The sequence below is a fragment of the Vibrio ziniensis genome (genome assembly GCF_011064285.1).
Lineage (GTDB): Bacteria > Pseudomonadota > Gammaproteobacteria > Enterobacterales > Vibrionaceae > Vibrio > Vibrio ziniensis.
This window is the reverse complement of the sequence record NZ_CP049331.1, coordinates 1,575,151-1,598,301: the sequence shown is the minus strand read 5'-3', so window position 1 is coordinate 1,598,301 and position 23,151 is coordinate 1,575,151. Positions and strand designations below refer to the sequence as shown.

Genomic DNA, 23,151 nt, shown 5'->3' with positions numbered 1-23,151 from the left:
AGATGAGACTAACTAAACGTTCGGATAACGTGACAAAAGAAAAGAATCAGCTCGGGATTAGCCGTCGTGCTTTCATGAAAAACAGTTCATTAGCAGCTGGTGGCGCAGTTGTCGGCGCAGGACTGTTTGCTCCTGGTATGATCAAAAAGGCACAAGCTGAAGAAGTTGACCGTAATGCAAAAACAGAAGTGAAACGCACGATTTGTTCTCACTGCTCTGTTGGCTGCGGTATCTACGCTGAAGTGCAAAATGGTGTCTGGACAGGACAAGAGCCTGCGTTTGATCATCCATTTAATGCTGGTGGACACTGCGCGAAAGGTGCAGCTCTGCGAGAACATGGTCATGGTGAGCGCCGTTTAAAATATCCAATGAAGCTAGAAGGCGGTAAGTGGAAAAAGATCTCATGGGATCAAGCTATCAACGAAATCGGTGACAATGTTCTGAAGATCCGTGAAGAATCAGGTCCAGATTCGGTTTATTGGCTTGGTAGTGCAAAACACAGCAACGAACAGGCATATCTTTTTAGAAAAATGGCGTCACTTTGGGGTACCAATAACGTTGACCACCAAGCGCGTATTTGTCACTCAACTACAGTAGCCGGTGTTGCAAACACATGGGGCTACGGGGCAATGACCAACTCTTTTAACGATATGCATAATTGCAAATCAATTCTGTTTATTGGTTCAAACCCTGCTGAAGCTCACCCTGTTGCAATGCAACACATCTTAATCGCTAAAGAAAAAAACAGCTGTAAGATTGTCGTCGCAGACCCGCGGCGTACCCGTACTGCAGCAAAAGCAGATCACTTTGTCTCTTTACGCCCTGGTACTGACGTAGCGTTTATTTGGGGTCTTCTATGGCATGTCTTCAACAACCAATGGGAAGACAAAGAGTTCATCCGCCAACGTGTATTTGGTATGGACGAAATTCGCGCTGAAGTTGCTAAGTGGAATCCTAAAGAAGTTGAACGTGTAACAGGTGTGAGCGAAGAGGACGTATATCACACAGCGAAAATACTCTCCGAAAATCGCCCTGGTTGTGTCGTTTGGTGCATGGGTGGTACTCAGCACACCACAGGTAACAATAATACTCGTGCATACTGCGTACTTGAACTTGCTCTTGGCAACTTAGGTAAGTCGGGAGGGGGCGCAAACATCTTCCGTGGCCACGACAACGTTCAAGGTGCAACCGACTTAGGTGTACTTTCTCATACATTGCCGGGTTACTACGGTTTGCTTGATGGTTCTTGGAAACATTGGGCTCGCGTGTGGGATGTTGATTACGAATGGATTAAAAATCGATTCGACCAAACAGAATATCGTGGCCACAAGCCAATGAATAATATGGGTATTCCCGTATCTCGTTGGATTGATGGCGTGCTAGAAGACAAATCAAACATCGAACAGAACGACAACATCAGAGCAATGTTCTACTGGGGACACGCAGTAAACTCACAAACTCGTGGTGTTGAGATGAAAAAAGCGATGCAGAAACTGGACATGATGGTCATTGTAGACCCATATCCAACGGTGGCTGCTGTGATGAACGATCGTACAGACGGTGTTTATCTTTTACCTGCCACAACTCAGTTTGAAACTTACGGTAGTGTTACTGCATCAAACCGTTCAATCCAGTGGCGTGACCAAGTTATCGAACCTTTGTTTGATTCTAAACCAGACCACGAAATCATGTATTTGCTGACCACTAAACTGGGTTTCGCAGAGCAGTTATTCAAAAACATTCGTGTCGAGAATAACCAGCCAGTAATTGAAGACGTGACTCGCGAATTCAACCGAGGCATGTGGACGGTTGGTTATACAGGTCAAAGCCCTGAACGTCTTAAAGAGCACCAACAAAACTGGCACACCTTCCATAAAACGACGCTTGCAGCAGAAGGTGGTCCAGCGAATGGGGAAACCTATGGCTTACCTTGGCCATGTTGGGGTACTCCAGAGATGAAACACCCTGGTACCCATATTCTTTACGACACATCTAAAACAGTGGCAGAAGGTGGTGGTACATTCCGTGCTCGCTACGGTGTGGAATTTGAAGGCAAAAACCTACTAGCTGAAGATAGCTTCTCTAAAGGAAGTGAAATCGAAGATGGATACCCAGAGTTTAGTGCTAAGTTACTGCAACATCTTGGTTGGTGGGATGATCTTACCCCTGAAGAGAAGGCCGAAGCAGAAGGCAAAAACTGGAAAACCGACATGTCTGGCGGTATTCAACGTGTTGCGATTAAACATGGCTGCATTCCGTTTGGTAACGCGAAAGCACGCACCATTGTTTGGGAATTCCCAGATAGAGTTCCGTTACATCGCGAACCGTTATACACACCACGCCGTGACTTGATTGCTGATTACCCAACTTGGGATGACGCAGAGTCCATCTATCGTCTGCCGACGCTTTATAAGTCAATTCAGGCTCAGGATAAGTCTCAAGAATACCCAATTATTCTGACTTCTGGACGTTTGGTTGAGTATGAAGGTGGTGGTGATGAAACTCGTTCAAACCCATGGCTAGCTGAGCTTCAACAAGAGATGTTTGTGGAAGTGAACCCTAAAGATGCAAATGATTTAGGATTCAAAGACGGTGATATGGTTTGGGTTGAAGGTGCGGAAAAAGGGCGTATTCACGTAAAAGCGATGGTTACTCGTCGAGTTCGTCCGGGGATGGCATTTATTCCTTTCCACTTCGGCGGTAAGTTCCAAGGTGAAGACTTAAGAGGTAAGTACCCAGAAGGTACACAGCCTTATGTTGTTGGCGAGTCAGCAAACATTGCAACCACTTACGGTTACGATCCAACGACTCAGATGCAAGAAACCAAAGTCACACTATGTAACATCCGTAAAGCGTAAGGAGCACCACGATGGCTAGAATGAAATTCCTTTGTGACACCAAGCGCTGCATCGAATGCAATGGTTGTGTGACCGCATGTAAAAACGAAAACGACGACGCATTAGAATGGGGTATTCAGCGCCGCCGCGTCGTTACATTGAATGACGGTGAGCCGGGCGAAAACTCGATTTCTGTTGCTTGTATGCACTGTACAGATGCACCTTGTATGGCTGTTTGCCCAGCAGACTGCTTCGTACACACTGAAGACGGCATAGTATTACACAATAAAGATCTTTGTATCGGTTGTGGTTATTGCTTATTTGCTTGTCCGTTTGGTGCTCCGCAATTTCCTAAGCAAACTGCATTTGGTGAACGTGGAAAAATGGACAAATGTACATTCTGTGCAGGTGGTCCGGAAACCGAAGCAGGCTCTGAAGAAGAGCGTAAAAAATACGGTGCTAACCGTATTGCGGAAGGCAAACTACCAATGTGTGCTTCTTTGTGTTCTACCAAAGCGCTTATGGCGGGCGATGCAGAAACAGTTTCAGACATCTTCCGTCAACGTGTTGTTGAGCGTGGCGCGAAAGGAGCTGGTTGGACAAACGGTGAAGATCTTTCTTATGACGCAACGAGGAGCTAGTAGTTTATGCGAAATCTAATTGTTCGCGCTGCTAGTCGGGTGCTGCCTTTATTGGCAGCACTGCTGTGCTTAGCATTTCCTCCTGCTTTCGCAGAGGACAGTAGCAAAGCAGTAAATGGCAAGGCTGATGTTGCGCAAAGTGAGATGAGCCAACTCGCTGGTGCTGATTACTGGCGACAAGTTCGTCAAGGTGTATCTGGAGATACGACTTCTCAATCGCCAGAACATGGAGTACTGATCAGTAAGCCGGGCGAAACATGGTTCATTTTGAAAGAAAAATGGATGTCTCCAGCGGGTGCAATTGCCATATTCGGCAGTATTGCCTTAGTTGTGCTAGCTTATGTGATTGTTGGCCCCATTATGTTAAGCAAACCTAGAACAGGGAGAAAGCTCAACCGTTGGTCTCGATTAGACAGGGCATTACACTGGTCAATGGCTTTCACATTTCTTACTCTAGCGTTCAGTGGCTTGATGTTGGTTTACGGTAAGCATTTCTTAAAACCATACATACCAACAGAGCTGTGGGGTTATATAGTTTTCGCTGCGAAGCAGTATCACAACTACGTTGGCCCTCTGTTCTTTGTCTTGTTGGTGTTTATTCTGCTCAAGTGGTGGAGAAAATCTCTGTTCACTAAAGTGGATATTCAATGGGCTTTGAAGTTAGGCGGAATGGTTGGCAAACACAAAGGTACTCATCCGTCTGCTGGCTTTTCCAATGCAGGTGAAAAAGCCGTTTATTGGCTGCTTATTGTATTTGGAGCTTTTGCAGCTGTTAGCGGATTGTTCCTAGATTTTCCGATCTTCGGTCAAACACGCCGAGATATGGAAATGTCGAATCTTGTACACATGTTCTCAGCACTTATTTTGATCTGTGGTTTTGTTTTCCATATTTACATTGGTTTGTTTGGTATGGAAGGCGCTTTAGAAGGTATGGTGACTGGTAAAGTGGATGAAACATGGGCCAAAGAGCATCACGACTTATGGTATGAAGAAGTGAAAGCAAAAGGCGAGATCGAAGAAGCTGATGCCACGATAAGCAATTCTCAATCTTTACCGATAGGGGAGCCAATGCATGACAAGCGCTAATTCGAAAAATGCCGCAGACAACAAATCCGTTTGGTTTGTATACATCGCTAATATACTTACGCCGTTTACTTGTCTAATCTCCGGTGTGATTGGAATCATTTACGCTGGATACCGCTTAGACAAGAACGAAGATGGTGAAGTGGCGAATTCACACTATTACGGTTTGATTCGTACCTTTTTCCTATTTTTAACTTTCTTCGTTGTGCTCATTATCAGTGTTGCGACTACAAATGGGCTGATTATGGGAGTTAACCGTTACTGGTATGCCCATTCGTGGTTAACAACCGTCGGAGGCGCAATCCCTTATGTTGGTGCATTGATAGCTCTTTTCGCTATTACTATATGGTTCGTAAGGATGTACAAAGGAATGCAGCAGCTAAAAAACAACATTCCACATGCACCATCAAAGGGACCAAACTTGTAAAAATATATCCTCCTACACTCATACAGGATAATATTTGTACAATAATTGTGCGCACCACATTAGTTCAAATGAACTAATGTGGTGCTTCATGGAAACGTAAAAGCCCTCTTATCTAGCATCTCTTATACTCTGATTTAATTTTAATTAGCTATAAATCAGATATTTATTAAAAAATCTTTATTTCCCCATAGTGATGGAATGTAATTTGCTCATGCAGGGCACAAACATAATAAATTCACCAATATTGTGAATTGCAAAACCTTTAGCACCCAGTTGGTGCGATTTTTATTCTGCATGGAGTGTAACGAGAATGACTCAAACTGAAAGTCAGGTTTATGGGGCTGTACAAGTCCTGACCCAAAGTTCAGATACTTTATTTTTGCTGCTTGGCGCCATCATGGTGTTTTTAATGCATTCAGGGTTCGCATTTTTGGAAGTAGGGACAGTTCGTAAGAAAAACCAAGTAAACGCATTAGTTAAGATACTAGCGGACTTTGGTGTATCAACTATCGCATATTTCTTTATAGGATATTGGATAGCTTATGGCGCTAACTTTTTTGCTGATGCAGAGACCCTAGCCCAAGGCAATGGCTATGAACTGGTTAAATTCTTTTTCCTGCTTACTTTTGCCGCTGCTATTCCAGCGATTGTATCCGGTGGTATTGCAGAAAGAGCACGTTTTTACCCTGTGCTTATCGCCACATTTTTCACTGTAGGTCTTATCTATCCTTTCTTTGAAGGTATCGTTTGGAACGGCAATTACGGTATTCAGGAAGCATTGCAAAACCGTTTTGGCGCGGGCTTTCATGACTTTGCCGGTTCTGTAGTAGTACATAGTGTCGGTGGTTGGATTGCTCTGGTTGCGGTGTACTTCCTCGGTATGCGTAAAGGCCGTATCCGAGCGGGCAAACATACCAACTTTGCTCCATCAAATATTCCGTTTTTAGCGTTAGGTGCATGGATACTTTGTGTAGGCTGGTTTGGCTTTAACGTGATGTCAGCTCAAGCACTCGCAGGAATTAGCGGCCTTGTTGCAATGAACTCTCTTATGGCTATGGTTGGCGGTATCTTGGCTGCACTTGTGGTAGGTAAGAACGACCCTGGTTTCATTCACAATGGACCTTTAGCTGGACTCGTTGCGGTTTGTGCTGGCTCAGATTTAATGCATCCACTAGGTGCTTTAGTGACGGGTATCGTTGCTGGCGCTTTGTTTGTTTGGCTATTCACGCAACTTCAGAACAAAACTAAGATTGATGACGTACTCGGTGTATGGCCATTGCATGGTGTTTGCGGTGCATGGGGTGGTATTGCTGCCGGGATATTTGGCCAAACTGCGCTTGGTGGTTTAGGTAGCGTGAGTTTCACCGTGCAGTTAATTGGTACGGTTATGGGTATCATCGTTGCGTTAGTTGGTGCTTTTGTTGTGTATGGTTCACTTAATATGCTGACTGGGCTACGTTTATCTGAGGAAGATGAATTTATTGGTGCTGACTTAGCAATTCATAAGATTTCGTCGGTTAGCGAAGAGTAATAACTGGCGTTGTTAAACTCATTGAAACAAAGTTACAAGAGCAGGCCATATGCCTGCTCTTGGCTTTTCTGAATCACAGAATACACAATTAGTACTAAAATTAAGACTATGGTCTAACGGTGAAAACTACAGTTGGTTTGGCTTCAGTGCTAATCTACCAAAAAGCCAATCAGAATAAGGATGTAGTATGAAATTTCCGTATCGCAATGTTGTTGTGCTAACCGGTGCTGGAATCTCTGCGGAATCGGGCATTCAGACTTTTCGTGCTCAAGATGGACTTTGGGAAAATCACCGAATTGAAGATGTGGCTACCCCAGAAGGTTTTGCTAAAGATCCGGACTTAGTTCAAGATTTTTACAATCAACGCAGACGCAAATTGCAGTCAGATGTGATTAAACCGAATCCAGCTCATATCGCTCTTGGTCAGCTTGAACAAGAGCTTGATGGGAAAGTGACTATCATCACTCAAAATATCGATAATCTGCACGAACGCGGTGGAAGCAAGAACATCATTCATATGCATGGCGAGCTGCTTAAAGCTCGTTGTAGTACCTCTAATCAGACTATAGAGCAGAAAGGCGATCTACTAACTGGCGATCTTTGTCATTGCTGCCAAATCCCAGCACAGATGCGCCCACATATCGTTTGGTTTGGTGAAATGCCGCTGAGAATGGGAGACATCTATTCAGCATTGGAAGAAGCCGACCTATTTGTTTCTATCGGCACATCCGGCGTTGTTTACCCAGCCGCTGGATTTGTACATGATGCGAAAATGCATGGCGCACATACGATAGAAATTAACCTAGAGCCAAGTGCGGTTGAAAGTGAATTCGCTGAAAAGCGTTATGGTAAAGCGAGTATTGAAGTACCTCGTCTTGTAGAAGAGATATTGGAACTTCAACGTCCTGATTGCAAAGTCAGCAACCATTAAAAAAAAAGCGGCTAAATGCCGCTTTTTTATCCACTAACTTTGTTCGATTACTTATCGACTTTAAGTTTTTGGAAGTATTCTTCGTATAGTACGCTTGCGTCGCCAACTTCATCTTGCCACACACCACTATCCATAATCGCTTGCGGCGGGAATACGCTTTGGTCATTTACAAACTCTTCAGGAAGTAGCTTGTATGCTGATTTAACGGGTGTTGGATAACCAATTTCAACAGCAATTTTTGCTGCATTATCTGGGCGAAGAAGGAAATCAATCATCTTATGAGCAGCTTCAATATTCTTAGCACCAGAAGGAATTGCTAAGCTGTCCATCCAGAAGATAGTGCCTTTCTCTGGCCAAATAATATCGATTTTTGCACCTTCTTCACGAGCCATGTATGCAGAGCCATTCCATAGCATGCCTAGTGAGACTTCACCAGCTAGATAAGGGTTGGCGGGAAAATCTGAATTAAATACCAATACATTTGGCATTAGCTTTTTCAGTTCTTCGTATGCGGCTTCTATCTCTTTTGCATCGGTAGTATTTGGTGAATAACCCAGTTTAACCAGAGCAATATGGAAGACTTCACGTGAGTCGTCCATCATCATGAGTTGACCAGCCCATTTAGCATCCCACAAGTCACCCCAATTGTGGATATTGGATTTATCCAACATATCAGTGTTAATACCGATACCAGTTGCGCCCCAGATGTAAGGAATAGAGTAGTTGTTGTTTGGGTCAAAAGGTTTATCTAAGTAGTTAGGATCCAAATCAGCAAAATGAGTCAGTTTAGACTTGTCGATCTTTTGTAGCATTCCTTCTTTACGCATTTTAGAAACAAAATAAGTTGAAGGGACCACTAAGTCATAACCTGAACCTTGAGTCTTTAGTTTGGCATACATACTCTCATTTGATTCGTATGTAGAGTAGATGACTTTTATACCTGTTTCCTTGGTAAAGTCTTCTAGAATTTCGCTTGGTATATATTCTGACCAGTTATAGAAATAGAGTTCTTGGTCATTAGCCATTGCATTGGTAGTGAATAGAGTCGCGGCACAAAGAGCACCAACATACAGTTTACTTTTCATTACTTTTCCATGTTTTGTGCAAGAGCCTACCTAGGCAAACGCGTTATCAAAAAGGAAAAACAGTATAACAGCTACAAACAAAATAGGCAGCCAAAGCTGCCTATTTAATTCTTTTTGCTGGGTTATTGACCCGCTTTAAGCTTCATGAAGTAGTCTTCGTACTTCACAGTCTTGTCGCCTACAGCTGCTTGCCATTCCACACGGTCAAGATCTTCTTGAGAAGGGAATAGTGGAGCTACATCTTTGAATTTCTCGTTAGATTGAGCAACAGCAGTTAGGTAACCAGTATCGTTAGAAATTTGCTCTGCGATTTCTGGACGTAGTAGGAAGTCGATCATTTTGTGCGCAGCATCTATGTTTTTTGCACCTGATGCAATAGCAAAGTTGTCAACCCAACCGATACCACCTTCTTTAGGGAATACAAGTTTAAGAGGTAGACCTTCTTTTTGTGCAGCGGCAGCTGAACCATTCCAAAGCATACCTAGACCAACTTCACCAGCTAGGTAAGGGTCAGCAGGGTTGTCTGAGTTAAATACTAATACGTTTGGCATTAATTTTTGTAGTTCAGCGTATGCTTCATCAATTTGTTTTTCGTCAGTAGTATTACCTGAGTAACCTAGTTTACGAAGTGCAATGTGGAATACTTCACGAGTATCATCCATTAGCATCAATTGACCTTTAAGCTCAGGCTTCCATAGATCACCCCAGCTTTGGAAGTCGTTTGGATCATACATGTCTGTATTCACCGCAAGACCGGTGATAGCAACAACGTGTGGGATAGAGTAGTCGTTATTTGGATCGAAAGGCTTATTTAGATAGTTAGTATCCAAATTCTTGAAGTTAGTAAGTTTTGACTTATCAATCTTCTGAATCATACCCTCGTCGCGCATTTTAGACACGAAGTAAGTAGAAGGTACAACAAGGTCGTAGCCTACGTTGTGAGTCTTCAGCTTCGCGTATAAAGTTTCATTCGACTCGTAAGTTGAATAGATTACTTTGATACCGGTTTCCGCAGTAAACTGCTCTAGGATACCACTGTTGATGTATGGTCCCCAGTTCATGAATACCAGTTCTTTATCCTCTGCTACTGCTTGCGCAGATAACAGTGAAATCCCAGCTAATAAAGTAGCCCATTTTTTCATTGACGTTAGCTCCAAACCAAACGTTGCCCTCAAGGGCATTTTAAAAGGATAACGGAATAACATAGGTTATTCCGGTTCGAATCTCAGTTAGTCAATTAACTGAAAATTATTTCATTTTCTCTTTTGCCACTAGCTGTGAAGTGACAACAAGTGCCAGCGACACTACCAACATCACTGTTGCTAGTGCATTCACTTCAGGTGAAATACCAACTTTAACCATTGAGTAAATCTTCAAAGGTAAAATCTCGTATGTTGGGCCAGTTACAAACGAACTAATGATGACGTCATCAAGAGATAGGGTAAAACTGAGTAGCCAACCGGCTGCAACAGCTGGTTTTGCTAAAGGCAAAATGATTCTTTTCAAAATTACCCATTCGCTTGCACCTAAATCTTTTGCTGCTTCTAGCATTTTCACATCAAAACCATTAAGTCGACTGAATACAGTTACAACGACAAATGGCAAGCAGAATGTAATATGAGCGATCAGCAGTGTCAAAAAGCCCAATTTCGCACCTAACACTAAGAATAGTGCAAGTAGAGAAATTGCCATAACAATGTCTGGTGACATCATTACAACAAACAGCATACTGTTAACCATATTCTTACCACGGAACTGGTAACGGAATAGGGCAACAGCAGTCAAACTACCAATGATAGTGGCAGCTGTCGCAGAGAAAACAGCAACACTGATTGAATGCCATGCAGCTTGCATTAAGCTGTCATTGTTCATCAAAGCGTGGTACCACTTAGTAGTAAAACCACCCCATTTAATACCGAATTTATTGGAATTAAATGAGTTTGCAATCAGCACAATGATAGGTAGGTACAAAAATAGGTACACTGCACTCATAAAGCTAAATCTAACAACTCTCCCCATTAGTCTAGCTCCACTTTCTTATTCAACAATTTCCCAGCACGGTAATATGCGTAAAGCATAATTGCCATTGCAATCGTCAATGCAATACTTGTAGCTGCACCAAACGGCCAGTCACGAGCATTCAGGACCTGGCTCTTAATAACGTTACCGATCAGCAAGTTTTTCGCGCCACCTAGTAAGTCAGAAATATAGAACATACCTAGAGCAGGAAGTAGAACTAACAAACAGCCACCAATAATGCCAGGCATCGTCAGAGGAAGGATTACCTTGGTTAACGTTTGGATTTTGTTTGCACCAAGATCGCGAGCAGCTTCAATGTACGTTCCATCCAATTTTTCTATAGCTGAATAAAGCGGTAGAATCATGAAAGGCAATAAAATGTATACTAAGCCAATCATTACGGCCGTTTCTGTGTACATAAGGCGCAAAGGTTCAGTGATAAGGCCGATACCCAACAATGCTTTGTTCAAAATACCTTGAGTACCAAGCACAATTTTTAAACCATAAGTACGAATTAATGAGTTTGTCCAAAACGGAACAATAACTAGAAACAACATGATTGGACGCCACTTCTCTGGCATCTTAGCAACGATGTATGCAAACGGATAACCGATAATTAAACACAGAATTGTCGCAACAATCGCCATATAGAACGAATGAAGCATTACTCTCGCATATAGCGGGTCTAATAATCTTAAGTAGTTATCAAAAGTAAACGTCAGCTCAATCAGATTCGCTTCGTCACGAGTCAAAAAACTCGTACCGATAATCATCACGTTAGGGATTAGAACAAAAAGAACTAACCAGCCAACAATTAAACTGATGATCGATGTTTGAAGATTAAGCTTCTTGCTCATCATTGAGGACTACCTCCCAGCTTTCTACCCAAGTGATAGTAACTTTTTGGCCGATAGAGTGGTCAACGTCAGGATCGTCTTCGTTAAAAAATTCACTAACGGTTACACTCATGCCTGAATCTAATTGAACAACAGATTCTAAAGTCATGCCTTTGTAGGTGCGATCTGTCACGTGACCAACAATACCAATGGTCTCTGACTCTTTGATCTCTTCAATACGTAAATCTTCTGGACGAAGAAGAACTTGGAGTTTGTCGCCTTCGTTTACTGGTTTGTCATAATAAACCACAGACTCAACGCCCTCGGTTTCAACTAAGATGCGCTTCTCATCAAGACGCTTAATAGTTTTAGCAGAGAAGACGTTGATTTCACCGATGAAACGAGCAACGAATAAGTTTTTAGGATCTTCGTAGATTTCACGAGGTGAACCGTCTTGTTCAATGTTACCGTTGCGCATAACAATAATGCGGTCGGACATTGATAGAGCTTCTTCTTGATCGTGTGTTACGAAGATGAAAGTGATGCCCAGTTGGCGTTGTAGCTGTTTAAGCTCGATTTGCATTTGCTTACGCAGTTTGTAATCAAGTGCAGATAAAGATTCATCTAACAGAAGCACTTTTGGTTTGTTAACAACTGCACGTGCAATAGCGATACGTTGTTGTTGACCACCAGAAAGTTGATGAGGCTTACGTTGTGCCATCTCTTCTAAGCGAACCATGCGTAATGCTTCCATTACACGGGGTTCAATATCATTCGCAGGCACTTTTTGCATACGTAGACCAAACGCTACGTTTTCAAAAACCGTCATGTGAGGGAACAATGCATAACTTTGGAATACGGTGTTGACGTGTCGCTGTTCAGCAGGAACTTGAGTAACGTCTTGACTATCCAGTAGAATCTGACCGCTATCTGCAGTTTCAAAACCTGCAATCATTCTTAAAACGGTAGTTTTACCACACCCTGATGGGCCAAGAATTGTTAGGAATTCACCATGGTTAACATCTAGCTGCAAATTTCCGATGATCTGTTTACCATCAAAGCTTTTACTAATACCAGATAGTTTAACAACTGGTTTTCCTACTGAATTTGGTTTGTTCAACGTCTGTCTTTCTCCACCTTGATCCGCAGATAAGTAGCTAACTATCTACTTGCAGCAATCTATCTACTTGTTGGACCTGTCAAATAAATACAAATTAGGGGCGCATAATAATCACGAAAAAGGCGATCTCAAAGCGTTTTCTTAACTTGAAACACAAAAAGTTTTGTAGTTAAAAGCAAACTTTCATTAACATCCATGTTTCGATAACTGTCAATGCTTTCAACTGGTTAATTATCAACCATATTAATAAGAAAGCAAGATGCAAATTGAGATTGGATTTTAGACTCGGGTGCATTTCAGTATAATGACTCAAAATTTCATGTTGTCATATTTTAAATCCAAATATGACTCGCCAACTTAGGGCATTTTATGAACAAGGATATAGAGAGAGATTTCAACGTAGGTGGGACAGTTGAGCAAGCATTATCAGGCCAATACCAACTAAAGGTTGGTGAGGTTTTGAAGGAGTCTTGGGATACTACACTTAAGCATTTTGTCTCTTTTTCTCCAGCAATCGTGATAATGGTTGCCATCCAAATCGCAATATTTTTCATAGCGTTAAAGCTACAGCTTGGCGATCCTTCAGTAATTATTACTGCACTTGAGCAGGGCAGCAACTTTCCAGAAGGTATGATCGAAGCCATTTTTATTGCCAATTTTAGCTATGAAGTGGTGAGTGCACCAATCTTTGCTGGTGTTAGTTTAATGGCGATGAGCCATGCGGCTGGGCTTAAAACCCAAACAAGGCACATGAGTAAAGGGTTACAGTTTACTGTACCTGTGATTCTTGCCACTCTGATTGGTTTAGTGCTTCAGGGAATCGCAGGAATGATCTTCCCATTGCTTTCTATGTATCTATCTATTGCTTTTAGTAACTCTATTTTGCTAATTTGCGAAAAACGAGTACCACCTGTGCAATCGCTATTTTTGTCACTGCGTGCTGCAAACAAAAAGCTTTTGCCTTTAGCGTCGCTTTACTTAATCGTCATGATTATGTTTGTTACTGCGGCACTTTTGTACGGAATAGGTTTGATTTTTGTTGTTCCTTTTTTCTTTCACTTAAAAGGAATTATCTATCGCAACATGTTTGGGGTTCGTTTAAAGATCATCACGAGCAACAAAGACAGCGACGACAATCAGGATAATAACTCTCAGGTATTTAATGCATAAGTTCTTTCAGTTAGCCGCTTTGGGCGGAATTATCGCAGTTGCTGGTTATGGCTATTACAATTTCGAAAGCCAGAATAACCTCAATGAATCTATTACTAACAAAGGTAAAGCAGTAGCAAAAGCACCAGATTTTACTGTTTACACTGATGTGAATGAGAAGAAACATGCTTTCTTCTCATATCTCAAACCTGGAATTGATTTAGAAAACCAACGAATTGAAAAAGAAAGAACAAGGCTAAATAGACTTAGAGAACATCTGCAATCTGGAAGCCTTTCAGACTCAGACTTAGATGATGCTGCAAAACTTTCTCATTTGTATCAGATCGAACTTCAAAATAATGAACTGACATACGACTGGATTGATGACATGTTACATCGCGTCGATGTAATCCCAGAAGCGTTAGTGTTAACCCAAGCAGCAAATGAGTCCGCATGGGGTACTTCGCGATTTGCCCGCACGGCAAAAAACTATTTTGGTCAGTGGTGTTACAGCAAAGGTTGCGGTGTGGTTCCTTTGCAACGTAGCGAAGGTATGACTCATGAAGTAGCAAAATTTAGTTCTGTACAAGAATCCATCCATCGCTATTTCATGAATGTAAATCGGAACCGAGCCTATCAGGACCTGCGTGAAATACGCTTTCAACTCAGAGAAGATGGTGCAGATTTGCTGAACATTAGTAGTGCAATGGAAATGAGTAATGGCCTGCTAAAATACTCCGAGCGCGGTGAAGCGTACGTGAAAGATTTACAGACAATGATGCGTCATAACGAACAATTTTGGACAAATTAATGAAGGGTATAGCGTTAGCCTTAGGGCTTCTTTGTGCGAGTTTCTCTATCCATGCTACTGCACAAGAATACATGTTTACATATAGTAAATTGTATTCATCTCTTAAAAACAACAACAAGCCTGAGTATCCAGATGTAAAAGTTGGCGTTTTTTTCTTAAACGCCGATACCAAACAGCTTTGTTCCATTGAAAAAGCATGGATGGAAAAAGAAGAACATTATGAATTACTTGAAAGCAGTCCGAATAATGAACTGCTATTGCCGCTCGACGATAACCTAAAACAAGCTAACCCTTTAGTCTTTGTTGATACTCCAAAAGATCTTCGTTGCGATTTTTCCCTTGTTGTCATGACCAGAGAATCTTTGACTGGGAAAGTGACTTACAATGACATCGAAAAGTTGCTTCCACAGATGCAAGATATTCTTGAATCCTTGGGTGGAATGTTCTCAAGTTGGTTTACTCCAGAAGTCGCCGGTGTCACTTTGGAATTCGCTAATAATTTAAGCGGTGTTGTCAGCTTAAGTAATGGTAACAGCGTACAAATTGTTAACGGTAAAGCTCAAGTAACCTTGGATGAGATAGGAAAAGAAGGTTGGATAACACTTCCTGAAAAAACGATCCGAGTTCTTCCGTACTTACCAACGGCTAAAAAGTAAAACAAAAAAGGCTGCAATTGAGGCAGCCTTTCTCTAATCTTTCTTCTATACGTTTGTCACATCTAGTTTCAAACTTGGGTCGAATTCCATCACGCTGTCTTCATCTTGCACGGGCATAACTGGAATATCTTCTTTATCGAAACCAATATCACCGCCGTTAATAACACCAGAGTCACGGTTAATTGATTTAAAATCAAACAGTTCAAAGTCAGCTAAGTGGCTAGGTACTACGTTTTGCATAGCGCGGAACATAGATTCAATTCGGCCGGGGAACTGTTTATCCCATGCATTGAGCATTTGCTTAATGTTCTGACGTTGTAAGTTAGGCTGTGAACCACATAAGTTGCATGGAATAATTGGGTAATCTCGCATACCAGCATACTTAATAATGTCTTTTTCACGACAGTATGCCAGCGGGCGGATAACAACATGCTCACCATTATCCGATACCAGTTTCGGTGGCATCCCTTTCATTTTCCCACCATAGAACATGTTCAAGAACAAAGTTTCAATGATGTCATCTCTGTGGTGTCCTAGAGCAATTTTTGTTGCACCTAGTTCTTTAGCGGTACGGTACAAAATACCGCGGCGCAAACGAGAGCATAGCGAACATGTTGTTTTACCTTCAGGGATTTTATCTTGAACAATGGAGTAGGTGTCTTCTTCTACAATCTTGTATTCAACACCTAATTGCTCTAAATAAGCCGGCAAGATATCAGCCGGAAATCCAGGTTGTTTCTGATCGAGGTTAACTGCCACCAATTCAAAAGAGACTGGAGCACTCTTTTGTAAGCTCATCAAAATTTCAAGCATAGTAAAGCTGTCTTTCCCGCCAGATAAGCAGACCATTATACGGTCACCATCTTCAATCATGTTGAAATCAGCGATTGCTTGGCCAGTATTACGACGAATACGCTTTTGCAATTTGTTGAAATTGTATTGTTGAGCCTTTGTCAGCTCTTGAGTTTGCTCAGTCATCAGCTTGCAGTCTTAATCTTAGAAACAAAATGAAGTGCGTATGATACGGATAAATTTTCGATATACCAGAGTTAAGAGTTCAAGCACGAAAAAAAGTCCCCAAACTGTCGTCAGGGGACTTTGAAGCTAGTTAAAATTCTAAGATGCAATTGTAGGGTCTAAAGGACTTACATAGCCCCTAGGCTTTAACGCCAATACATCACAATTTATTTTATCAATGACTTGCTCAGCAGTGTTGCCAATAAATACGGCTGATAGTCCGGTTCTACCAGTAGTCCCTAAGATAACCATCGCTGCATTAAGCTTATCCGCAGCTTGAGGAATCACATCTTCAGGTAAACCTTGTTGAACAATAGTGTGCTCTTCATCAATGCCATGTTTTTGACGCAGCGCTTTCATTGCAGTTAGATGATGTCCACGAACGGCATCGGTATAAGTAGTAGGATCAAACTCTGGTAGTTCAATAGTAATGTTTGCTGGTGTAACAGGATAAGCATTGACTAGATATGGTGTTGTGCCTAAGCGTTCAGAAAGATTTAAAAGTTGGTCAACCATTCTGTCATTAAGATCGAGATGAGTTTCAATTTCAGAACCGACATGGACAGACGCAAGAATGTTTGCATTTTCCGGCCAATCAGAATTCTTCACTAACAAGACTGGAATAGGGCATTTACGTAACAAATGCCAATCAGTAGGCGTGAATATTACCGACTCCAAAACATCGTGCTTACGTGTACCTTTAATCAATATATCGTGTTCACCAGCAAATACTTCACCAATGATCGCTTCATAAGGACGATTGTGCCAAACAACCTTAACATCAAAAACTATAGACTCTTTGATATAAGGTTCAGCTACCTTTTTCATCCACTGTTCACGTTGATGAATGACACCACGTCTCATGGCATCACGTTCGTCCCCGGATAACATGGATGTCATGTCATATGAGAAGTCATAGATAGACAAAAAAAATGTAATATGGCTTGTAGAGCGGCTTTTCTTAGCCAGTTGGATAGCTCGGGCTAAAGCAGGTTGTTCATCATGATTAATATCAGCTACAACTAAGATTTTGTTATAAATGCTCATAACAAACTCCTTTATCGTTTCGGAGATTTATTATTTAACTGTAGCTTAGAAGTTGCGAGAGGTTTAGCAAAAAATGCGGGATTATAGAAGAAGTATGACGTAGCTCATTATTGAGCTACGTCATTGATGTTTATTTACTTTCTTTAGAGACGCCAGCAAGATCCATTAAAGCATCGTGATCAATAATGGTAATGTATTTGCCTTTTACACTCAAAATCTCTGATTTTTGGAAACGACCAAGTAAACGGCTGATAGTTTCAACGGTTAGGCCTAAGTAGTTACCAATATCGCCACGAGTCATGGTTAAACGGAACTCTCTAGGACTGAATCCGCGTTGTGAAAAACGAGTTGAAAGGTTGAATAGGAAAGCGGCCAAACGCTCTTCAGCATTTTTCTTCGAAAGTAGCAGAATCATTTCTTGGTCGCCCTTAATTTCATTACTCATTAAGCGCATGATTTGCTGACGAAGCTTAGGCATTTTGCCTGAAAGGTCATCTAAGATTTCGTATGGTATTTCACAAACCATAGAAGTCTCTAACGCTTGAGCAAAACTAGGGTGTGCATCGCCCGTAATGGCATCAAAACCAACTAAATCACCAGCAAGATGGAATGCAGTAATTTGCTCGTCACCTTGTTCTGTAATGGTGTAGCTCTTGATAGTCCCTGAACGGATTGCGTATAAAGACTTAAGCTCATCGCCAGCTTTGAATAGTTCCTGACCTTTTTGAATTGGCTTTTTACGCTCAATGATTTGATCAAGTTGATCCAATTCAGACTCGTTAAGAGTGAATGGAATACATAGTTGGCTAATACTACAGTCTTGACAGTGAATCGCACATCCACCAGATTGAATTCGCTTCGCAGCAGGCTTTTCCGAAATCATAACGACCTTTCACTAATTGATTTACATCAATATTTTAGCATCCCTTCACACTAAAGGATAGTTAAAAAAATCATGTTTCTAATCAAACATCTAGCTAAGATTGATTAGCATATTTATTGAACTGTAGCCGGTATATATGCCGTAACAAATGATTGAAATTGCAGCAATAGTCCTAAATGTGGGTGACTGCTGCAACTGTTTAATTTGTGTTGCACCTAATCCCACCAAGAGCATAGAAGGCAAGGTTCCAACGCCAAATGCCCCCATAATTAGAGCACCTTCTAAGGTACCACCGGAAACAGCCGCCCACGTTAGCGCAGAGTAGACCAAACCGCAAGGTAGCCACCCCCAGATTATTCCAAAAGGTAGAGCATGCCAGCTTTTTTTTAATGGAAGTAGTTTACGCCCTAAAGGTGAAATGTACTTCCATATTCCAGTCCCAAGTTTTTCTAGTCTCAGTAAACCAAACCACCACCGACCAACATATAAGCCGAGAATAATCATCATGATTGCAGATAAAATCCGTAGCCAAACGAGAGAATGATTGAGCATAGATAACTGACTTAACGTTGTACTTAATCCACCAATAAGCGCTCCGAAAAGGCTATAACTTAAGATTCTTCCAACATTATAAAAGATGATGGCGACAGTGGACTTATATGCTCCATTTCCGATACTAAGGAGTGCACCTAAACCACCACACATGCCAACACAATGCCCGGTACCTAGAAGGCCCACAATAAAAGCTCCGATAAAATCAGCGGTCATGATTGCCGTTGTTTTTAGAATCGTTGCTTTTTGGTGCTAGATGCTCATCTTCATCAAATAATATGTTGTGGCCCTGGCGCTCCAAATCTTCGAATTGGTCACTTTTAACCGCCCACAAAAATACTGCCACAGCTACAGCAACAATAACGATGGCAATTGGGATCAAAATATATAGGCTTTCCATTTAGTTATTCTTGTCCTTCAATAATCGAAGAGAATTAGATACTACTATAATCGAACTTGCCGACATACCGACCACTGCAATATAAGGAGCAACAAATCCAGCAACAGCTAGCGGCAAAATAACCACGTTATATCCTAAAGACCAAGCTAAGTTCTGTCTGATGATGCTACGAGTTTTCAGTGCCAGTTCTCTAGCATCGAGCAAGCGGTCTAATTTATCGCCTAGCAAAACCATATCAGCAGATGCCTTTGCAACATCAGTTCCGCCGCCCATAGCAACTGACAAATGTGCTCCGGCAAGAGTAGGAGCATCGTTGATACCGTCGCCAACCATCAATGTTATGTCTTTATCATCTAATGAACGTAGATAGTTCAGTTTATCTTCAGGTTTGGCCTGAGCAACCACTTGGTCCACCCCAAGCTCATTTGCTACAGATTGAGCGTTAATTTGAGAATCACCGGTAAGCAACGTTATTCGAATCCCTGCTTCATGGAACTTATCAATAAAGCTCTTCGCTTCTGCTCGAATCGGATCTTGGTAATAAAATGTAGCAACGTGCACAGAATCAATCGCCATGTATACAGCATTGTGATCCTTAAGATCATCGTTACTATTTAAAACGTAATTTGCGTTGCCAATACGTACTCTATGTTCTTCGTAGATACCTTCAATACCTGAACCTATAATGTTTTTGACACCAGATACCGTTAGATTTTTGAGGTAAGGTTTAAACGCGCGTGCAATCGGATGGTTTGCATACTGTTCTAACTGCGCTGCAATAGATAGACATTGCTCTTTCGTCCACAGTTGGGAGTGAATCGCTACATCTCGGATTTCAATGTTACCGTGCGTGAGTGTGCCTGTCTTATCCAATACGAGATGGTTAACATTACAAAGCGTCTCAAACACATGGTTTTTGCGTAGCAGTATCCCATAACCACCTAGGCGTGAGGTTGCACAGGTGATCGCAGTTGGTGTTGCTAATGAAAGCGCACATGGGCAGGTTGCAACAAGTACTGAGAGCATAATCCAGAAAGCATCATCTGGACGAGAACTATGCCAGAAAAGCCATGTACCGAGCGCAATGACGAGAATAATCGCAACGAAATACCTAGCGACAACATCTGCCATTTCAGCAATCTTTGGTTTAGACGATTGCGCGTCGTCTTGAAGACGGACAATATTTGAAATTACAGAATCCGCCTTTGTCGCTGTTACTTCTAGTTCAAAAGATTCGTCACCATTAAGTGTTCCAGCATAAACGGCATCACCAACATTTTTCACAACTGGTAGTGATTCCCCGGTTAACATTGATTCGTCAACATGAATTCGGTTAGATATTACTGCTCCATCGGCAGGAATATGTTCACCAGGTAAGACGCGTATCTTCTCTCCAACTTGAAGAGTTTTAACAGGTGTTTGAGTACCATCAATGCGAGTTGCTATAGCAGGAATCAATTTTAATAGATTGCCACTGGCCGCTGCAGCTTTACGTCGTGCTCGCATTTCAAGAAATCGACCAACCAACAAAAAGAAGGTGAACATTGAGATCGACTCAAAAAAGACTTCACCTTGTTGAGTCACAGTAGCAAACAGGCTAGCAACATAAGCAAATATCAACGCAATAGATACGGGAACATCCATTCCAAGCGTACGACCTTTAATACTTCGCCATGCATTGACATAAAATGGGAAAGCAGAATAGAGAAGCACTGGTGTTGCAAATAACAAACTTACCCAGCGAAAGTAGTTTTTAAACTCGCTATCGAGATCACCAAAGGCTTCCAAATACAAAGCAACAGCCAGCATCATTACTTGCATTGTTGCCAAGCCAGCGATGCCAAGACGATAGAGGTACTGTTTCATAGATTGATGATAAAGAGCTTCGTGCTTATCAGCTTCAAACGGCGCTGCTTTATAGCCCAAATTATGAATTCGCGAAAGAATGTCACTCAGTTTTACAGATGAGTTATCCCAGCTCAACAAGGCGCGATTTGTAGTAGTATTCACTCGGATAGCGATTACGCCCGGTTGTTTTACAAGTTGTTTCTCAATTAACCAAGCACATGCAGCACACGAAACCCCTTCTAGTGACAATGTCACTTCTGCGTGTTCATCGACATTTCTTACGAACTCAGCTTGAACGTCTGAGTTGTCGTAATGAATTAACGCTTTTAGCTGTTCAGGAACGAGCTCTACTTTGTCTGCGGTTGTTGTTCTGAATTGGTAATAGGAGACAAGTCCGCTCTCGATGATAGTTTCCGCAACAGTTTTGCAGCCGGGACAACACATATCCCGTTCTTCGTCGAGAATCGTGACTTTAAAGTTGGTGTTTTCTGGTACATCTTCACCACAGTGGTAACACGCTTTATTCATGATTCTAGTTCATTAGTTGTGTTGGCGTTGCTGAAGGGAATGTTACTCGACCTTGAACTAACCATTCACCGTTATGTGGTGTTAACTCAATAAACCAAGGACCTTGCATTTCACTATCGCGGGTAATTTTGTAATTACCTTTAGCATCAGCGGTAATCAGTTGAGTAAAATCTCTGTCGGGTAATGTTCTGTGGGCGAACATTGCTTGAATAGCAGGATAGTGATCCAATTTACCTTTGTTAAATTGAATAACGATATCGCTACCTTGAGAATAGACAGCAGCGTTAAGGCCTAAATCCTTTGCAACGTGTATCTTAGACAAATCTACATTGATACCTTTGCCTTTTTTATAGTAATCCTCAGTAACTAAAGAAACTGAATTATTAGAAAACACGATAACCGTAGCGATTGTCCAAACAACGACAGTAAGTGGAAGGATAATCAGGAACCACGGCCAAAATTGTTTATACCAAGGCTTTACCATAAAAAAGTTCTCTACAACGAAAAAGAAGGGCTTAAGTTAGAAGACTTAAATTTAAGAAAAAAGCAGCCCCTAGAAAAGGGGCTGTTATTAGATTTTTACTATTTATCTGAATTACTTAGGCTCCAGACATAAGAAGCAACAAGTTGCACTTTGTCTTCGCCTAAAATATCAAGCCATGCTGGCATTACGCCTGAACGACCATGCATTACTGTTTCTGTTACAGCAGCACGTGAATCGCCGAACAGCCAGTCTTGGTCAGTTAGGTCTGGAGCACCTACAGCAGGGTTACCTTTACCATCTGTGCCGTGACAAGCAGCACATACTACGAAGCGTGCTTTACCTGCTTCAGCTTCGCGAGCATTTACAGAGCGTCCGCTTAGGCTTAGTGCGTAGCTAACAACTTCAGCTACACCGTCTTCACCAAGAGCATCTTTCCATGCTGGCATTTGACCAATGCGACCATGACGAATTGTTGTCACGATTGCATCAGGCTCGCCACCGTATAGCCACGCGTTATCAGTTAGGTTAGGGAAACCTTTTTGACCGCGGGCATCCGAGCCGTGACACTGAGAACAGTTTTGTAGGAACAAACGTTGTCCAACTTTTAATGCATCAGAATCTGCTGCAATTTCAGTAACAGGACGTAATTCCGAACCGCCATCTTTATACGCTAGGCGCTTGAACGCTTCGCCAAAATACGCATCAGCGTCATCTAGCTCTTTTGCATACTGAACAAGAGTTTTTGTCTCTTGTGCATTAGAAATCGAAGCTTTTGATTCTTCTAATGAACGTACTTTTTGATCTGAACTCTGCCACCCTAAAACACCTTTAAAGTTACCCAATCCTGGGTAAAGTGTTAAATAGACAGCAGCGAAGATGAACGTACTAACAAATAGATAAGTCCACCACTTAGGCAGCGGGTTGTTGATTTCGCGAATACCATCGTACTCGTGGCCCATGTCCGCGCCTTCTTCAACACCCATTTTGTCTTTTAGACACCAAACGAGAAGAATTGCGCATCCAAGTAGGGTACCAACCGTAATTACGATGATCCAAAGACTCCAAAATGTAGTCATTACTCAGTCACTCCTTGTTTTTATTAGAGGGTGTTTCTTTTTGTTCATCTGCAAAGACAAGGTTTGCAGCTTCGTCAAAACGCGCTTTACGCTTTTTGCCAAACGCCCACCAAACAACGCCGATAAAGCAGACAAACAACGTTATGGTCCAAATACTGTGAATAGTACCGATGTCCATAAATACCTCTGT

Annotated in this window: 23 protein-coding genes; 9 read left to right on the top strand and 14 right to left on the bottom strand. The window is 41.9% G+C overall.

Going from position 1 to position 23,151, the window contains the following annotated elements:
* Window positions 1-2 precede the first annotated feature (2 nt).
* The 6 genes from G5S32_RS07250 (at window position 3) to cobB (ending at window position 7,450) form a co-directional block, all read left to right on the top strand.
* The gene (locus tag G5S32_RS07250) at window positions 3-2,858 is read left to right on the top strand and encodes a formate dehydrogenase subunit alpha (RefSeq protein WP_165311386.1); all 2,856 of its coding nucleotides are present in this window, start codon (window positions 3-5) and stop codon (window positions 2,856-2,858) included.
* An 11-nt stretch (window positions 2,859-2,869) separates the two neighbouring features.
* Entirely contained in the window at window positions 2,870-3,478 is a 609-nt protein-coding gene (gene fdh3B / locus G5S32_RS07245; RefSeq protein WP_165311385.1) for a formate dehydrogenase FDH3 subunit beta, read from the top strand.
* 6 nt (window positions 3,479-3,484) lie between these two features.
* Window positions 3,485-4,564 (top strand): formate dehydrogenase subunit gamma, encoded by a 1,080-nt coding sequence (locus tag G5S32_RS07240; RefSeq protein WP_165311384.1) that lies wholly within the window; start codon window positions 3,485-3,487, stop codon window positions 4,562-4,564.
* Complete coding sequence (locus tag G5S32_RS07235) at window positions 4,551-4,988, top strand: hypothetical protein (RefSeq protein ID WP_165311383.1); 438 nt, start codon at window positions 4,551-4,553, stop codon at window positions 4,986-4,988. Before G5S32_RS07240 ends, G5S32_RS07235 begins: the two co-directional genes overlap by 14 nt.
* Before the next feature lie 310 nt (window positions 4,989-5,298).
* Window positions 5,299-6,519 (top strand): ammonium transporter, encoded by a 1,221-nt coding sequence (locus G5S32_RS07230; RefSeq protein WP_165311382.1) that lies wholly within the window; start codon window positions 5,299-5,301, stop codon window positions 6,517-6,519.
* A gap of 187 nt (window positions 6,520-6,706) precedes the next feature.
* Entirely contained in the window at window positions 6,707-7,450 is a 744-nt protein-coding gene (gene cobB / locus G5S32_RS07225) for a Sir2 family NAD+-dependent deacetylase (RefSeq protein WP_165311381.1), read from the top strand.
* A 47-nt stretch (window positions 7,451-7,497) separates the two neighbouring features.
* Here the strand turns inward: cobB and G5S32_RS07220 are convergent, their stop codons facing one another.
* The 5 genes from G5S32_RS07220 to potA all read right to left on the bottom strand — a co-directional run bounded on the left by G5S32_RS07220 (window position 7,498) and on the right by potA (window position 12,555).
* Window positions 7,498-8,535, bottom strand: coding sequence for an extracellular solute-binding protein (locus G5S32_RS07220; RefSeq protein WP_165311380.1), 1,038 nt, complete (start codon window positions 8,533-8,535; stop codon window positions 7,498-7,500).
* Window positions 8,536-8,657: 122 nt separating this feature from the next.
* Window positions 8,658-9,677, bottom strand: coding sequence for an extracellular solute-binding protein (locus tag G5S32_RS07215; protein ID WP_165311379.1), 1,020 nt, complete (start codon window positions 9,675-9,677; stop codon window positions 8,658-8,660).
* 106 nt (window positions 9,678-9,783) lie between these two features.
* A complete protein-coding gene (gene potC / locus G5S32_RS07210; protein ID WP_165311378.1) occupies window positions 9,784-10,554 on the bottom strand; it encodes a spermidine/putrescine ABC transporter permease PotC in 771 nt (256 codons plus the stop codon).
* Window positions 10,554-11,411 (bottom strand): spermidine/putrescine ABC transporter permease PotB, encoded by an 858-nt coding sequence (gene potB, locus G5S32_RS07205; RefSeq protein ID WP_207621617.1) that lies wholly within the window; start codon window positions 11,409-11,411, stop codon window positions 10,554-10,556. Before potB ends, potC begins: the two co-directional genes overlap by 1 nt.
* A complete protein-coding gene (gene potA, locus G5S32_RS07200; protein WP_425509207.1) occupies window positions 11,395-12,555 on the bottom strand; it encodes a spermidine/putrescine ABC transporter ATP-binding protein PotA in 1,161 nt (386 codons plus the stop codon). The genes potB and potA overlap by 17 nt, the downstream gene beginning before the upstream one ends.
* Window positions 12,556-12,879: 324 nt before the next feature.
* On the opposite strand from potA, the gene G5S32_RS07195 reads away from it, so the two are divergent.
* From G5S32_RS07195 to G5S32_RS07185, 3 genes are read left to right on the top strand one after another with little or no spacing between them, the layout of a single operon-like run.
* Complete coding sequence (locus G5S32_RS07195; RefSeq protein ID WP_165311375.1) at window positions 12,880-13,680, top strand: DUF2189 domain-containing protein; 801 nt, start codon at window positions 12,880-12,882, stop codon at window positions 13,678-13,680.
* Window positions 13,673-14,470: a glucosaminidase domain-containing protein gene (locus G5S32_RS07190; RefSeq protein ID WP_165311374.1), complete on the top strand. Its 798-nt coding sequence runs from the start codon at window positions 13,673-13,675 to the stop codon at window positions 14,468-14,470. Before G5S32_RS07195 ends, G5S32_RS07190 begins: the two co-directional genes overlap by 8 nt.
* Complete coding sequence (locus G5S32_RS07185) at window positions 14,470-15,126, top strand: DUF2987 domain-containing protein (protein WP_165311373.1); 657 nt, start codon at window positions 14,470-14,472, stop codon at window positions 15,124-15,126. The genes G5S32_RS07190 and G5S32_RS07185 overlap by 1 nt, the downstream gene beginning before the upstream one ends.
* A gap of 45 nt (window positions 15,127-15,171) precedes the next feature.
* Here the strand turns inward: G5S32_RS07185 and ttcA are convergent, their stop codons facing one another.
* From ttcA to G5S32_RS07140, 9 genes are all read right to left on the bottom strand, one after another.
* Window positions 15,172-16,104 carry a tRNA 2-thiocytidine(32) synthetase TtcA gene (ttcA, locus tag G5S32_RS07180; protein ID WP_165311372.1) on the bottom strand — a complete coding sequence of 311 codons (933 nt, stop codon included), beginning with the start codon at window positions 16,102-16,104 and terminating at the stop codon, window positions 15,172-15,174.
* A gap of 138 nt (window positions 16,105-16,242) precedes the next feature.
* A complete protein-coding gene (gene uspE / locus G5S32_RS07175) occupies window positions 16,243-17,190 on the bottom strand; it encodes a universal stress protein UspE (protein ID WP_165311371.1) in 948 nt (315 codons plus the stop codon).
* A 130-nt stretch (window positions 17,191-17,320) separates the two neighbouring features.
* Window positions 17,321-18,073 carry a fumarate/nitrate reduction transcriptional regulator Fnr gene (fnr, locus tag G5S32_RS07170; RefSeq protein WP_165311370.1) on the bottom strand — a complete coding sequence of 251 codons (753 nt, stop codon included), beginning with the start codon at window positions 18,071-18,073 and terminating at the stop codon, window positions 17,321-17,323.
* A gap of 90 nt (window positions 18,074-18,163) precedes the next feature.
* Window positions 18,164-18,841 carry a sulfite exporter TauE/SafE family protein gene (locus tag G5S32_RS07165; protein ID WP_165311369.1) on the bottom strand — a complete coding sequence of 226 codons (678 nt, stop codon included), beginning with the start codon at window positions 18,839-18,841 and terminating at the stop codon, window positions 18,164-18,166.
* Window positions 18,831-19,025: a cbb3-type cytochrome oxidase assembly protein CcoS gene (ccoS, locus tag G5S32_RS07160; protein ID WP_165311368.1), complete on the bottom strand. Its 195-nt coding sequence runs from the start codon at window positions 19,023-19,025 to the stop codon at window positions 18,831-18,833. Before ccoS ends, G5S32_RS07165 begins: the two co-directional genes overlap by 11 nt.
* Window positions 19,026-21,401: a heavy metal translocating P-type ATPase gene (locus tag G5S32_RS07155; protein ID WP_165311367.1), complete on the bottom strand. Its 2,376-nt coding sequence runs from the start codon at window positions 21,399-21,401 to the stop codon at window positions 19,026-19,028.
* 4 nt (window positions 21,402-21,405) lie between these two features.
* The gene (locus tag G5S32_RS07150; RefSeq protein ID WP_165311366.1) at window positions 21,406-21,885 is read right to left on the bottom strand and encodes a FixH family protein; all 480 of its coding nucleotides are present in this window, start codon (window positions 21,883-21,885) and stop codon (window positions 21,406-21,408) included.
* Between the two features lie 98 nt (window positions 21,886-21,983).
* Complete coding sequence (gene ccoP, locus G5S32_RS07145; RefSeq protein ID WP_165311365.1) at window positions 21,984-22,961, bottom strand: cytochrome-c oxidase, cbb3-type subunit III; 978 nt, start codon at window positions 22,959-22,961, stop codon at window positions 21,984-21,986.
* Window positions 22,962-22,968: 7 nt separating this feature from the next.
* Entirely contained in the window at window positions 22,969-23,139 is a 171-nt protein-coding gene (locus G5S32_RS07140) for a cbb3-type cytochrome oxidase subunit 3 (RefSeq protein WP_165311364.1), read from the bottom strand.
* Between the last annotated feature and the right edge of the window lie 12 nt (window positions 23,140-23,151).

Excerpts from the sequence above, each read along its gene's own strand:
- G5S32_RS07250 (WP_165311386.1), top strand. The coding sequence starts at position 3 with ATGAGACTAACTAAACGTTCGGATAACGTGACAAAAGAAAAGAATCAG.
- fdh3B (WP_165311385.1), top strand. The coding sequence starts at position 2,870 with ATGGCTAGAATGAAATTCCTTTGTGACACCAAGCGCTGCATCGAATGC.
- G5S32_RS07240 (WP_165311384.1), top strand. The coding sequence starts at position 3,485 with ATGCGAAATCTAATTGTTCGCGCTGCTAGTCGGGTGCTGCCTTTATTG.
- G5S32_RS07235 (WP_165311383.1), top strand. The coding sequence starts at position 4,551 with ATGACAAGCGCTAATTCGAAAAATGCCGCAGACAACAAATCCGTTTGG.
- G5S32_RS07230 (WP_165311382.1), top strand. The coding sequence starts at position 5,299 with ATGACTCAAACTGAAAGTCAGGTTTATGGGGCTGTACAAGTCCTGACC.
- cobB (WP_165311381.1), top strand. The coding sequence starts at position 6,707 with ATGAAATTTCCGTATCGCAATGTTGTTGTGCTAACCGGTGCTGGAATC.
- G5S32_RS07220 (WP_165311380.1), bottom strand. The coding sequence starts at position 8,535 with ATGAAAAGTAAACTGTATGTTGGTGCTCTTTGTGCCGCGACTCTATTC.
- G5S32_RS07215 (WP_165311379.1), bottom strand. The coding sequence starts at position 9,677 with ATGAAAAAATGGGCTACTTTATTAGCTGGGATTTCACTGTTATCTGCG.
- potC (WP_165311378.1), bottom strand. The coding sequence starts at position 10,554 with ATGGGGAGAGTTGTTAGATTTAGCTTTATGAGTGCAGTGTACCTATTT.
- potB (WP_207621617.1), bottom strand. The coding sequence starts at position 11,411 with ATGAGCAAGAAGCTTAATCTTCAAACATCGATCATCAGTTTAATTGTT.
- G5S32_RS07195 (WP_165311375.1), top strand. The coding sequence starts at position 12,880 with ATGAACAAGGATATAGAGAGAGATTTCAACGTAGGTGGGACAGTTGAG.
- G5S32_RS07190 (WP_165311374.1), top strand. The coding sequence starts at position 13,673 with ATGCATAAGTTCTTTCAGTTAGCCGCTTTGGGCGGAATTATCGCAGTT.
- G5S32_RS07185 (WP_165311373.1), top strand. The coding sequence starts at position 14,470 with ATGAAGGGTATAGCGTTAGCCTTAGGGCTTCTTTGTGCGAGTTTCTCT.
- ttcA (WP_165311372.1), bottom strand. The coding sequence starts at position 16,104 with ATGACTGAGCAAACTCAAGAGCTGACAAAGGCTCAACAATACAATTTC.
- uspE (WP_165311371.1), bottom strand. The coding sequence starts at position 17,190 with ATGAGCATTTATAACAAAATCTTAGTTGTAGCTGATATTAATCATGAT.
- fnr (WP_165311370.1), bottom strand. The coding sequence starts at position 18,073 with ATGATTTCGGAAAAGCCTGCTGCGAAGCGAATTCAATCTGGTGGATGT.
- G5S32_RS07165 (WP_165311369.1), bottom strand. The coding sequence starts at position 18,841 with ATGACCGCTGATTTTATCGGAGCTTTTATTGTGGGCCTTCTAGGTACC.
- ccoS (WP_165311368.1), bottom strand. The coding sequence starts at position 19,025 with ATGGAAAGCCTATATATTTTGATCCCAATTGCCATCGTTATTGTTGCT.
- G5S32_RS07155 (WP_165311367.1), bottom strand. The coding sequence starts at position 21,401 with ATGAATAAAGCGTGTTACCACTGTGGTGAAGATGTACCAGAAAACACC.
- G5S32_RS07150 (WP_165311366.1), bottom strand. The coding sequence starts at position 21,885 with ATGGTAAAGCCTTGGTATAAACAATTTTGGCCGTGGTTCCTGATTATC.
- ccoP (WP_165311365.1), bottom strand. The coding sequence starts at position 22,961 with ATGACTACATTTTGGAGTCTTTGGATCATCGTAATTACGGTTGGTACC.
- G5S32_RS07140 (WP_165311364.1), bottom strand. The coding sequence starts at position 23,139 with ATGGACATCGGTACTATTCACAGTATTTGGACCATAACGTTGTTTGTC.